This is a genomic window from Acinetobacter sp. PK01, assembly GCF_022819285.1.
GTDB classification, from domain to species: domain Bacteria; phylum Pseudomonadota; class Gammaproteobacteria; order Pseudomonadales; family Moraxellaceae; genus Acinetobacter; species Acinetobacter tandoii.
In genome coordinates this window covers 1,481,053-1,493,092 of sequence record NZ_CP094643.1, presented here as the reverse complement: position 1 = coordinate 1,493,092, position 12,040 = coordinate 1,481,053, and the positions used below count along the sequence as shown (strand labels likewise).

12 protein-coding genes are annotated in these 12,040 nt (G+C 38.8%); 6 read left to right on the top strand and 6 right to left on the bottom strand.

The window, feature by feature from the left end:
• Window positions 1-75: 75 nt before the first annotated feature.
• Window positions 76-939, bottom strand: coding sequence for an alpha/beta fold hydrolase (locus MP622_RS07150; protein ID WP_243793239.1), 864 nt, complete (start codon window positions 937-939; stop codon window positions 76-78).
• Between the two features lie 139 nt (window positions 940-1,078).
• On the opposite strand from MP622_RS07150, the gene MP622_RS07145 reads away from it, so the two are divergent.
• Window positions 1,079-1,510: a hypothetical protein gene (locus tag MP622_RS07145; protein WP_044740053.1), complete on the top strand. Its 432-nt coding sequence runs from the start codon at window positions 1,079-1,081 to the stop codon at window positions 1,508-1,510.
• A gap of 45 nt (window positions 1,511-1,555) precedes the next feature.
• On the opposite strand, the gene MP622_RS07140 is transcribed toward MP622_RS07145, so the two are convergent.
• Together MP622_RS07140 and brnQ are read right to left on the bottom strand one after the other, a co-directional pair.
• Window positions 1,556-1,798, bottom strand: coding sequence for a hypothetical protein (locus MP622_RS07140; protein WP_016167708.1), 243 nt, complete (start codon window positions 1,796-1,798; stop codon window positions 1,556-1,558).
• 492 nt (window positions 1,799-2,290) lie between these two features.
• Window positions 2,291-3,583 (bottom strand): branched-chain amino acid transport system II carrier protein, encoded by a 1,293-nt coding sequence (brnQ, locus tag MP622_RS07135; protein ID WP_016167709.1) that lies wholly within the window; start codon window positions 3,581-3,583, stop codon window positions 2,291-2,293.
• A 322-nt stretch (window positions 3,584-3,905) separates the two neighbouring features.
• On the opposite strand from brnQ, the gene map reads away from it, so the two are divergent.
• Entirely contained in the window at window positions 3,906-4,715 is an 810-nt protein-coding gene (map, locus tag MP622_RS07130; RefSeq protein ID WP_044740018.1) for a type I methionyl aminopeptidase, read from the top strand.
• 235 nt (window positions 4,716-4,950) lie between these two features.
• Here the strand turns inward: map and MP622_RS07125 are convergent, their stop codons facing one another.
• Entirely contained in the window at window positions 4,951-5,856 is a 906-nt protein-coding gene (locus MP622_RS07125; RefSeq protein WP_016167711.1) for a LysR family transcriptional regulator, read from the bottom strand.
• A gap of 138 nt (window positions 5,857-5,994) precedes the next feature.
• Here MP622_RS07125 and MP622_RS07120 point away from each other — a divergent pair, with 138 nt between their 5' ends.
• Entirely contained in the window at window positions 5,995-6,315 is a 321-nt protein-coding gene (locus MP622_RS07120; RefSeq protein ID WP_044740016.1) for a hypothetical protein, read from the top strand.
• A 46-nt stretch (window positions 6,316-6,361) separates the two neighbouring features.
• Here MP622_RS07120 and glnG read toward each other — a convergent pair whose 3' ends face one another.
• Both glnG and glnL read right to left on the bottom strand, forming a co-directional pair.
• The gene (gene glnG / locus MP622_RS07115; RefSeq protein ID WP_104442210.1) at window positions 6,362-7,837 is read right to left on the bottom strand and encodes a nitrogen regulation protein NR(I); all 1,476 of its coding nucleotides are present in this window, start codon (window positions 7,835-7,837) and stop codon (window positions 6,362-6,364) included.
• Complete coding sequence (gene glnL, locus MP622_RS07110) at window positions 7,824-8,933, bottom strand: nitrogen regulation protein NR(II) (protein ID WP_016167714.1); 1,110 nt, start codon at window positions 8,931-8,933, stop codon at window positions 7,824-7,826. The genes glnG and glnL overlap by 14 nt, the downstream gene beginning before the upstream one ends.
• Window positions 8,934-9,284: 351 nt before the next feature.
• Here glnL and rimO point away from each other — a divergent pair, with 351 nt between their 5' ends.
• From rimO to frr, 3 genes are all read left to right on the top strand, one after another.
• Complete coding sequence (gene rimO / locus MP622_RS07105) at window positions 9,285-10,628, top strand: 30S ribosomal protein S12 methylthiotransferase RimO (RefSeq protein WP_044740015.1); 1,344 nt, start codon at window positions 9,285-9,287, stop codon at window positions 10,626-10,628.
• 49 nt (window positions 10,629-10,677) lie between these two features.
• Window positions 10,678-11,406: a UMP kinase gene (gene pyrH / locus MP622_RS07100; protein WP_016167716.1), complete on the top strand. Its 729-nt coding sequence runs from the start codon at window positions 10,678-10,680 to the stop codon at window positions 11,404-11,406.
• Window positions 11,407-11,485: 79 nt separating this feature from the next.
• On the top strand, window positions 11,486-12,040 hold the full coding sequence (gene frr / locus MP622_RS07095) for a ribosome recycling factor (protein WP_016167717.1): 555 nt from the start codon (window positions 11,486-11,488) through the stop codon (window positions 12,038-12,040).

Below are 12,040 nucleotides of genomic sequence, written 5' to 3'. Positions count from 1 at the left end.
GAATAATCGGGCGTTTTTTTGAAATAAAAAGCCATCAAGCTGGATTGGAGATGAAATACAACTTGATGGGAAAAACTAGATGTAAAGTTGTTGTTCGATTAAATCCCAAATATTGCGATGTGATTTACGGAACATTTGCATATGACCAATGCTTTTGTGTTGAAATTGTTTTGGCTTAAGTTCAATCATATTTGTTTCAGCATTCGGATAAAGATTGAGAAGGGCTTGAACATTCGCCTGAGTTGCAATTTCATCGTCTGATGCCCAAATTGCAGTAATTGGGCAGGTAATTTTGCTGTGATAATCAGGGAGCAGTTGTTTCTTGACAGCATGCATTACATAGCTTTGTGTCCCACAAAACTGAGCCCATTGTTTTGCGACATTTTTAGGTAAATTTTCGCCCATTCCAATCATTTTAGTAGCACCATATCCTTTGAATTTACTCGAAATTGGGAAAATGACATGGAACATAATCGGTGCAAGGAACTTGGTTTTACCTTTTAAGCCGCGAACATGACCTGTTGATCCTGCAACAGCAATAATTTTTGCGACTTTATTATAATTTGGTGAAATACCTAGAAGCTGACCACCAGCGCTATGGCCAAGTAGAATAATTTTTTCGGCTTGTGTTTGTTCTAGTAGACAATCAATCGCTGCTGTAATATCTAATTGCCCCCAATCGACAATGTCTGCTTCAGATTGGTGCAGTGGGCCGTATAATGAAGCGCCAATTCCTCTAAAGTCAAAGCACATGACTGTATGCCCAAGCTTATTTAACCATTCAGCATAAGAGTGGTAGAACTCTTTCACAATGCCAGTTGCTGGGCAAATGAGAATAGGGAAAGGTTTGTCGGAATTTATTTGATTTTGATAGAGTTTGGCACTTAATTTATAGCCATCGGCACATTGTATTTGAATAGATAGTGGTTGAGTATTCATGAGCGTCTTGTCGTTGCTGTTTTAAACATACTTTATCTAAGTTCTAAAAAGAAACTTGCTAAAAGTATGACTTTGAAGTCAGAAAATTCATATTTAAGAAGGATAAGGAGGAGTGGTGTTTGATCATTTTTCAATTGCTATGAAATTGGCAATTCTTTTTAGTGGTGTGTATTTGTGGTTGGGTATGTTAACAGGGGTTTGGAAGTATTGGCAGATTAGACGTTCGATTCAAGCAAGAGCACATTATTATGTGGATATCGCGCATAGAAGTAGTTTGTTATATGCATCTGCAACTTTGATTTTAGCTGTGCTTGCTGAATTTTCAATTTGGTCTGAAACGTGGAATCTGATTTTTGTAATGATCAATTTGGTTTTCTTTAGTGCATCAATATTGAGTTATGCATTGCATGGTTATTTAAAAGACACAACCAATCAATTTAAAGTACCACATCAATTGGGTAATAAGGTTTTACCAAGAACGATGATGACTTTGGCAATGGTTTTACTGGTGGTAGGTGAGCTGTTTGCGACGGGAATGTTGATAATAGGTACTGGGCTTAATTTATTTTAATTATTTATATATTTTTTAAAGATGGATGAATAATCATCCATCTGTTCAATCAAAATTCTTAGATTTTTTCTGGGCACGGACTTTTTGATCAATTACAGCCCAACTATAGAATGCTGCAGAGACGAACAGAGCGTACGCGAAATATTCAGCTTTCAGGTGACCTTGAATCAGTCCATGAAAAAGCAAAGTAAGCATAAGGGCCACGGTCGTACTTAAGTACGTGACCATATTCTTGTTTGCCTTTAGAGCGTTAATGAAGACTTGCTTGTTGAAATGTAATGATAACATCTCCATCCCTCCTAATGAATTTGACCTAAACCTAGCGTTTCGGTCGGATTGGTTACTAATGTTGTACTGTGAATTAAAGGGTATTTCAATAGCTAATACCGTTATTTTTTCATAAAATTTTTACTAGTATTGCAATTTGGATGGTGGATTGTTTAATTTATGAATAGTTCATATTTTGTTGAGTAATAATTACCTGTACATATTGTTTTGATCAAATATGTTATCAATATGATATTGATAACCTTAACACTTAGCCTACTTCTATATTTGAAAAAGCTTAATAGTGCTTAAGTCGTATAAAGCAAAAATTAGACCAAAAAGTTCAATTTGGCAAAAGAGATTAACTCGAAGGGATATTTAGGCATGCAGGGCATGGTATTGCATGACTGCGAAAAGTAAACAATAAAAGTTGATTTGGGTAAAACCGACGTTTATTGGTCACATATAAAATCTAATTTGGGTAAAATTGGATTTTAATTACAAATTGAAAACTTATTTTCTAAATTTGTCGCAGATTAGAGCAATAACCAAGACCAGCAAAGATGGGATTAACCATGCAAGATTTTGTTCATTTAGGGGTAAGTGTTGAACAAACTCTGGTAAAAACGAATTGAGTTCAGCTGCTTTTAGACCTTCTAAAATTCCAAAGACAAAAGCAATTGCCGTTACTGGTGCAATTACTGCTGGAGGATTTTTCCAGAATTTTGCAAAGAAACTGAGCATGATCACTACAATTGCAGGGGGATAAATTGCACATAGCACAGGCACAGATACCGCAATGAGTTTGGTTAAACCTAAATTAGAGATCAGAAGCGAAAAACCAACCAAAACAAATACAAAAATCTTATAAGGAATTTGAGTCAGTTCTGAAAAGTATTCAGCACATGCACAGGTTAGGCCAATTGCAGTAACCATACATGCAAGGAAAATCATCCCTGTAAGGAAGATGGAACCTAAATCGCCAAAAGCATGTTGCACATATGCATGCAAAATAACAGCGCCATTTGCTGCATTTGGTGCGACTTCATGACTTCCAAGTCCAAGTTTAAACAAACTGAGATAAACCAGCGTTAAGCCAATACCAGAAATAATACCTGCGATAACCGCGTATTTTGTCACTAACTTTTTGTCAGTCACACCACGTGAGTGAATCGCATGAATAATGACGATACCAAATACTAAGGCACCTAGCGTATCCATAGTGAGATAGCCATTGACAAAACCTTCAGATACAGGGCTGCTTGCATAATTGTTGATAGCAGGAGGGATGTAACCCGCTGGAATTAAGAATGCTGCGATACCAAGTACGGCTAATGAAACGATTTTGATCGGTGCAAGGAAGTGACCTACAGTATCCAATAATTTGTTTGGATAAAGTGAAACCAGCGTCACAATTGCAAAATAGATAATGCTGTAAATTAGCAAACTATTTGGCGAAGTACCAAAATATGAAGAAAAACCAATTTCATAAGAAACTGTTGCTGTGCGTGGTGTAGCAAAGAGTGGACCTACAGCCAAATAACAGACAACAGTTAAGATTAAACTGGCAACTTTACCTAGAGGTGAGCTAAGTAGTTGAATTGAACCTTCAACACGTGAAAGTGCAATGATGGTAATAACAGGTAAACCCACTGCAGTAACTAAAAATCCGGCAGCGGCTAACCAAACATGTTCACCCGCTTGTTGGGCAACAATAGGAGGAAAGATAATATTGCCTGCCCCAATGAACAGAGCAAAGGTCATGAAACCCAAGGCAATAATATCTCTAGTACGAAGATTCGTCATGTTGAGAGATGCATTGACTAAAAACAGGCGATTCTAGTAGAAAAATAAGGACTTGGGAAAATTTTTTATATGTAATATGAATTTTTTTTATACAATATTTCTGTAGTTTAACTAATGGTTGAATTATATGGCTGAAAATTGATAAAAAATTATTAAAGAGTCTATTTAGAAATTTATAAAAAATTTAGCGGGTAGAAACATTGTCTGTTATTTTTCTGCGGTTATTTTAAGATCGTTGCAGTTGTTGTGGTTGCTTAGATTACTCGCAACATTTTTAAATGAAAAGGATTATAATGCCTGCATCATTTAAGAGGGTGAGAATATGCTAGCTTCTTCAGTCGTGATTAAAACTGAGCAAGATATTGAAAAACTGCGCGTGTCAGGGCGTTTAGCGGCACAAGTTTTGGCAATGATTGGCGAGCATGTTAAGCCTGGGGTCAGTACTGAATATCTGGATGATATTTGTCACGACTACATTGTAAATACCTTAAATGTGATTCCTGCAAATATTGGTTATTACGGTTATACCAAAACCACGTGTATTTCACCAAATGAAGTGGTTTGTCATGGTATTCCTTCGGCTACTCGTATTCTACAAGATGGGGATATTATTAATATTGACGTTGCGATTATCAAAGATGGTTACTTTGGTGACACCAGTCGTATGTATTACGTGGGCAGTATCAAGCCAGAAGCAAAAAAATTGGTCGATACGACTTATGAAGCCATGCTAGCAGGAATTCAAGCAGTTAAACCTGATGCAACATTAGGTGATATTGGCTTTGCGATTCAGTCTGTTGCACAGCGGGAAGGTTTTAGCGTTGTTAAAGATTATTGTGGTCATGGTATTGGCAAAGTTTATCATGAGCAGCCAAGCGTCTTACATTATGGGAAACCAGGCCTAGGCTTGAAGCTTAAAACAGGCATGGTATTTACTATTGAACCAATGATAAATATTGGTCGTGGTAGCGTAAAAGAGCTTCAAGATGGTTGGACTGTTGTGACGACTGATAAGTCGCTGTCCGCCCAATGGGAACATATGGTAGTAGTCACAGATACAGGGTTTGAATTATTGACACCTTGGCCAGAAGGGACAGGGGATTATCCAGAAATTAAGTGTCAATCAAATTAAATCGAATTTAGACTTAAGTCTAAGTTGCTCATTTATTCATCTTTATTAATAGCTAATTTCGATCAAAACTTACATTGAGCTAGATCTTTTCAGCTTTGTGTGATTATTAAGTAAAAATATTAATCGTTTTTTTGTCTTTGATTGAATAAGGGGCTGTATATAAAATGCATCCCAAGATTCTCGCTATAGTTTCTTATTTCAAGCTTATCCTCCTCGGATAAGCTTTTTTTTATCCTTACTTATGTTTATGTGCTAAATGTTCAACTAGGTAATCAATAAAAACCCGAACCGCAGGAAGTTGTCCTCTGCGAGATGGGTAGACGGCATGGAAAATACCATGAGGTGCTTTCCAGTCAGGTAAGACGCGGACCAATTCACCTGTTTTGATATAGTCCTGAGCAATCGAGTCTGGCAATAAGGCAATACCGCAGTTCTGCCGAGCTAGCTGTGCCAGCATCATTAAATCAGAACCCATGACAACAGGATTTACCTTAATTTTTTTCTGATGATTTTGATTGTCATGAACAATAATCTGTTGATCAAGATGTTCATCAACCATACTTAGTATATGGTGATGAGCCAAATCTTCAGGTTGTTTCAGTTCACCAAATTCATTTAAATAGGCTTGACTGGCAAAGAGATGTTGTTCGATTAATTCAAATTTTCTTAAAATTAGGCTTGGATCATCATCAAGATTTGATCGGACACGTAGAGCTAAGTCGATCCCTTCATTAATCACATCCACACGACGATTACTCACCAAAAGTTGAACTTTAATCTCAGGGTATTTTTTTAAAAAACCAGGAAGAATTTTGGTCATTTCGTTTTGGGCAATCGAAACAGGTAAGCTGACTTTAATGACACCACGTGGTTCAACGCTTAAATGATCGACTAAATCATGAGCAGCTTGTGCGGCATTCATCATGACTTGGGCATGGCGATAGACATTCATGCCAATTTCAGTTACTGCAAAATGACGTGAGCTGCGTTGAATAAGGCGTACACCAAGACGTTCTTCTAAATTATAGACACGACGGCTCAGTTTGGACTTGGGGATGTCGGTCGCCCGTTCTGCTGCACTAAAGCCCCCATGTTCTACAACTAAAGCAAAGCAATAAAAATCATCAAGGTCGGATAACATTTATAATTCCATTTATGCAACAATTTCTAAAATTTAGTGTGAATGTTGCATATTGTCAATTTTAAATCCTGTGTCTTTTCATGTAATTTTGCTGTTGAATCTATTAGACTGCACAGAATAGATTACAGTTGATAAAAGATGTACCAGCAAATTATTGAAATACATTCAGCAGAAGAGAATATTCGTTGCCCTATATGCCAACATGCTGTTGTAGATTGGACGGAAGAACAATATATCCAGCCATGTGAACATACATTATTTATTGCAATGGATTTGGGCTTTGAATTTGTCTCGGATCGTTTTGAAGAAAAAATGTCACGTTCTGTAGATCAAATTCATGATGATGAAGCGGCAAATGTATTTCAAGAAATCCTCAATGTTGAGTTTAATGATGCCATTTTGGTGCGTTCAGAATTGGGGGTAGAGAATATGTATCGTTATACTGGTTTTGCAACATAGTGATAAAATAAAAACAGCTCCTAATGGAGCTGTTTTTATTTAAGGATTAGCCTTCAATTTCTTCTTCAATGTCATCATCGGCTGTATCCATACCAAGTTCTTTCAGTTTACGCGTCAGAGTATTTCGTCCCCAACCTAAAAGCTCAGCAGCATGGCGTTTGCGACCACGCGTTTGCTGTAGTGCAGCATTGATGAGTGTGCGTTCAAACATCGGTGTAGCAATGTCAAGAATCTTCATTTCGCCATTTTTGAGTTTCTGAATAGCCCATTGACCGAGTAACTCATCCCAGTGGTGTAATGAGATACGGTCAAAATGTAGAGTTGCCGCATGTTCTGATGCTTTCTCAATTGGAATTTGTTTTAGCTCAGATGGAAGATCTTCTGGATAAACTTCACGACCTGTAATCATGACCGTAAGCCAGCGGCAGGTATTTTCCAATTGGCGTACATTACCTGGCCAAGGAAGTTGCTGCATATATTCCTGTGTCTCAGGACGTAGAATTTTTGGACTAACGCCAAGTTCTTTGCCTGCACGTGCAAGGAAATGCTGTGCCAGCATAGGAATATCTTCGCTACGATGCGCCAGTTTAGGAATATGAATGCGGATCACGTTAAGACGGTGATACAAGTCTTCACGGAAGCGGCCTTCATTGACTAATTTTTCAAGGTCTTGGTGGGTTGCGGCCACAATACGGACATCGACCTTAACAGGGATATGGCCGCCAACGCGATAGAACTCACCATCCGCCAAGACGCGTAATAGACGAGTTTGAGTTTCAAAAGGCATGTCCCCAATTTCATCGAGGAACAATGTACCGCCATTGGCTTGTTCAAAACGACCTTGACGTTGCGTATTGGCGCCAGTAAACGCGCCTTTTTCATGGCCAAAAAGTTCAGTTTCGATTAAATCTTTTGGAATTGCAGCCATATTTAAGGCAATAAATGGCTTACTACTACGCGGTGAGTGGCGATGTAGCGCATGTGCAACTAATTCTTTACCTGTGCCAGATTCACCATTAATCAATACAGTGATGTGTGATTGTGATAAACGACCAATCGCACGGAAGACTTCCTGCATGGCAGGAGATTCGCCAATAATTTCTGTAGATTGAATAGGTGATGCTATTTTTGCAGATTCTTGTTGTTGTAACTTGGTGATATGCAAGATTGCTCGATTGACCAGTGCTAATGCTTCGTCAATATCAAAAGGTTTTGGTAAATATTCAAAAGCACCAGTCTGATAACTAGACACTGCCGATTCAAGATCGGAGTGCGCGGTCATAATAATGACGGGTAGGTCTGGGTAATTGTTCTTAACTTTAGCTAAAAAAGTCAGACCATCAATTCCCGGCATGCGAATGTCGGTAAGAATTACATCAGGTGCATCAGTCGCCAGTTGATCTAAAGCAGATTGTGCTTCTTCAAAGCTAGTAACATCAAAACCTTCTTCTTTGAATGTTTTTTCAAGTACCCATCGCATGGCGCGATCATCATCAATTACCCATATTTTATTTCGCGACATGGTTAGACTCCCAAGGTAAATATAAGCTAAATACTGTTTTTCCAGGAATAGATTGGCATTCAATCATTCCGTTATGTTGGTGCATAATGTTTTGTGCAATGCTTAGGCCGAGACCAGTACCTTTGGCACGACCGGTCACAAGTGGGTAGAACACAGATTCCAAAATTTCCTCAGGAACGCCTGGTCCATTATCTTCAATATCAACACGAACCGCAGAGCGATTCAGTACACCATTAATGGTGACAAGACGTTGAATTCGAGTTCTTAAGACCAGTTCTGGTTGATGTTCGGTAAAGAAATCTTTGTTTTCCATCATGGCTTGTACTGCGTTCACGCTAATGTTTAGCATGACTTGAATCAATTGATCACGATCTGCTTTAACTTCAGGTAAGGATAAATCGTAATCACGTGTGATCTTGATTTTTTTCTTGGTCTGGTTGGCAATCAGAGATCGAACGCGTTCTAAAGGCTCATGTACATTGACTGGTTCATAGCTTGGTAATTGGCGAGAACCCAACATGGTGTCGGCAAGATTGCGCAAACGATCAACTTCACTGATGATAATGTCAGTGAACTCTGAGTATTCTGGATTATTTAAACTGCGAGCTAAAAGCTGTGTAGCACCGCGAATCCCACCTAAAGGGTTTTTAATTTCATGGGCTACCCCACGAATTAATTGACGAGCTACTTGATGTTGTTGAATCAGATTTTCTTCTTTGGAGATTTTCAGCATCCGATCAATCGGATTAAGTTCAATGAGCAGTAAAGGGTGGTAGGGTTTACCTGCATTGAGTTGTGAAACGGTATAATCTACATGAATGTCTTTAAAGTTGACGTTAATTGTAGCTTCACGACGAGTATAAGGCTGACCAGTTGCTAAAGTGTTAAATAATGCTTCTTCTGTATTAAATTCATCATTTGGCATATGGAGCAAATTTAGGACAGGTTGCCCATTTGCTCGTAATAAACTCATATCAAACAAAGATTCACATGATGAGTTTAAGTAAAAAATATTAAGTTTACTGTCGACAAGCAAAATCGCGGTGGTCAAATTGTCCACCAAAACGCGATAGTCGATAGTATGTGGTTGATCCATTAGCGAAGGTATCCTGTGTTAAAATGGCGCAATGGCATCTTCAAAAAGCAATTAATAGTCCAATATTGGAACGCAATTGATGCAGATTAAGCAAAATGCACGCCAACTTTAAATTCAGGGTGTCAAAGTTGAGCCTTTATTAAAAAAATGCGCCGAAATTGGACTTTATTAAAATTGTAGGCCGAAGATATTAAGTAATTAACTTTTAAAATGTATCAAAATGGTGCAAATGTAAATATATAAGACAAACAGTGGATTAATTTTGGTGCATTACATAAAGAGTCGGCTTCCCACCTATTTTTATCAATCGAAAAGTCTTACAATACGCGCATTCTAGTGGAGCGCAGATTCATGAAGTCCCCCAAAGTCGGTTTTGTTTCTTTAGGTTGTCCTAAGGCATTGGTAGATTCTGAACGAATTTTAACTCAGTTAAAGACTGAAGGTTATGATGTGGCATCAGATTATGATGGTGCCGATTTGGTTGTTGTTAATACCTGTGGTTTTATTGAATCTGCAGTACAAGAATCATTGGATGCGATTGGCGAAGCAATGAGTGCCAATGGTAAAGTTATTGTGACAGGCTGTTTAGGCAAAGACGAAGATAAAATTCGTGAAATGCACCCAAATGTCTTAAAAGTCACAGGCGCGGCAGCTTATCAGGATGTCATGGAAGCAGTACATGAATATGTACCAGCACCGCCAAAGCACAATCCATTTATTGATTTAGTGCCAGAGCAAGGCATTCGTTTAACCCCGAAACATTATGCTTATTTAAAAATATCGGAAGGATGTAACCATCGTTGTACCTTCTGTATCATTCCAAGTATGCGCGGTGATTTGGTATCACGCCCAGTTGGTTCTGTACTTGACGAAGCGGCTGCATTAAAACGTGCAGGCGTAAAAGAAGTATTGGTGATTTCTCAAGACACCTCTGCTTATGGTGTAGATACCAAATATAAACTGGATTTCTGGAATGGTCAGCCAGTTAAAACCAAATTTTATGACATGTGTGAAGCCTTAGGTCAATTAGGGATCTGGGTTCGTTTGCACTATGTTTACCCATATCCGCATGTAGATGCTGTTATTGATTTAATGGCTCAGGGTAAAATCTTACCGTACTTAGATATTCCTTTTCAGCATGCCAGTCCGCGCATCTTAAAATTGATGAAGCGACCAGCCCATAGTGAAAACACATTAGAGCGCCTGAAATTGTGGCGTGAAAAATGTCCTGAATTGGTGATTCGTTCAACATTTGTGGTCGGTTTCCCAGGCGAAACTGAAGAAGATTTCCAAATGTTGCTGGATTGGTTGAAAGAAGCGAAGTTAGACCGTGTGGGTTGCTTTACTTATTCACCAGTCGAAGGTGCTACGGCTAACGATTTGCCAGATCACGTACCTGAAGAAATTAAGCAAGAGCGTTATGAACGTTTTATGGAAGTTCAGCAGGAAATTTCAGCAGCTAAGCTACAAAAGCGTATTGGTCAGGTCATGATGGTCTTGGTTGATGATCTTGAAGAAGAATTTCCTGTTGCAGTAGCTCGTTCATATGCGGATGCACCTGAAATTGATGGGAATGTCTTTGTTGAAGATATCGACAAGAATCTGATTAAAGCAGGCGATTTGCTTGAAGTAGAAATTACTGATGCAGATGAATACGATTTGTTTGCGAAGTTGATTCGAGTGAAATCGGCTTAAGTAAATCCATATATAGAAAAATAGAAATTAAGTTAATTTGGAGTTTGGAATGTCAGATTCAAAGAATCCACGCTATTCACGCATCTTGCTAAAGCTTTCAGGTGAGGCGCTTGCGGGCAACAAGGACATGGGTATTGATGCGCAAGTATTAGACCAAATGTCTTTATCTATTGCACATTTGGTTGGCCTTGGTGTGCAGGTGGGTATTGTTGTTGGTGGTGGTAACTTATACCGTGGTAGTCAACTACAGAAAGATGGTTTGGTTGGCCGAGTAACGGGTGACCAAATGGGTATGTTGGCAACTGTTATGAATGGTTTGGCTATGCGCGATGCATTGGTACGCCGTAACATTAAAACACGTTTAATGTCAGCATTGCCAATTGGTACTGTGGTGGAATCATATTCTAGCCGTGATGCAATTCGTCACCTGACTCAAGGTGAGGTATGTGTATTCGTTGCAGGTACTGGTAACCCATTCTTTACAACAGATACTGCAGCATGTTTGCGTGGTATTGAAATTGAAGCTAGCCTCATCTTAAAAGCCACTAAAGTTGATGGTGTTTATAATAAAGACCCAAGCAAATTTGATGATGCAGTGAAATACGACAATTTAACATTCGATCAAGTGTTGGATGAAAAGTTGGGTGTCATGGATTTAACTGCAATCTGTTTGTGTCGTGACCATCATGTACCGCTTCAAGTATTTGATATGAACAAGTCTGGTGCGTTGCTTTCAGTGGTTATGGGTGAAAAAGAAGGGACTCACGTTACGAACTAATGTACGTGAGCCTGAAAGCTCTTTATACTACACGCTATTTTAGTAATGACATCTTTTAGAATTAAGTAAGGAAGATCATATGATTAACGATCTTAAAAAAGACGCAGAAGACCGTATGAACAAGTCACTTGACTCGTTGGAACATGGTTTTGCAAAGGTTCGTACTGGACGAGCGCATCCATCCATTCTGAACGGTGTAATGGTTCCTTACTATGGCTCTGATGTGCCTTTAAATCAGGTTGCCAACGTTGGTGTTGAGGATTCTCGTACACTTTTAGTTCAACCTTTTGAACGTTCAATGGTTGCGGCAATTGATAAAGCAATTCGCGAATCAGATTTAGGTTTGAATCCTATTACAGCAGATGCGATTCGTGTGCCAATGGCAGCATTGACAGAAGAAACACGTCGTGACATGCAGAAAGTTGCACGTAATGAAGCTGAAAATGCAAAAGTAGCAATTCGTAACATTCGTCGTGATGTGTTGGGTGATATCAAAGCATTGTTGAAAGAAAAAGAAATTTCTGAAGATGATGAGCGCCGTGCGGGTGAAGATATCCAAAAAATCACTGATAAGTTCGTTGCTGAAGTTGAAAAGCGTTTGGCTGCAAAAGAAGCTGAATTGATGAAGGTCTAA

Coding starts and splice junctions, on each gene's coding strand:
- MP622_RS07150 (WP_243793239.1), bottom strand. CDS start 939: ATGAATACTCAACCACTATCTATTCAAATACAATGTGCCGATGGCTAT.
- MP622_RS07145 (WP_044740053.1), top strand. CDS start 1,079: ATGAAATTGGCAATTCTTTTTAGTGGTGTGTATTTGTGGTTGGGTATG.
- MP622_RS07140 (WP_016167708.1), bottom strand. CDS start 1,798: ATGTTATCATTACATTTCAACAAGCAAGTCTTCATTAACGCTCTAAAG.
- brnQ (WP_016167709.1), bottom strand. CDS start 3,583: ATGACGAATCTTCGTACTAGAGATATTATTGCCTTGGGTTTCATGACC.
- map (WP_044740018.1), top strand. CDS start 3,906: ATGCTAGCTTCTTCAGTCGTGATTAAAACTGAGCAAGATATTGAAAAA.
- MP622_RS07125 (WP_016167711.1), bottom strand. CDS start 5,856: ATGTTATCCGACCTTGATGATTTTTATTGCTTTGCTTTAGTTGTAGAA.
- MP622_RS07120 (WP_044740016.1), top strand. CDS start 5,995: ATGTACCAGCAAATTATTGAAATACATTCAGCAGAAGAGAATATTCGT.
- glnG (WP_104442210.1), bottom strand. CDS start 7,837: ATGTCGCGAAATAAAATATGGGTAATTGATGATGATCGCGCCATGCGA.
- glnL (WP_016167714.1), bottom strand. CDS start 8,933: ATGGATCAACCACATACTATCGACTATCGCGTTTTGGTGGACAATTTG.
- rimO (WP_044740015.1), top strand. CDS start 9,285: ATGAAGTCCCCCAAAGTCGGTTTTGTTTCTTTAGGTTGTCCTAAGGCA.
- pyrH (WP_016167716.1), top strand. CDS start 10,678: ATGTCAGATTCAAAGAATCCACGCTATTCACGCATCTTGCTAAAGCTT.
- frr (WP_016167717.1), top strand. CDS start 11,486: ATGATTAACGATCTTAAAAAAGACGCAGAAGACCGTATGAACAAGTCA.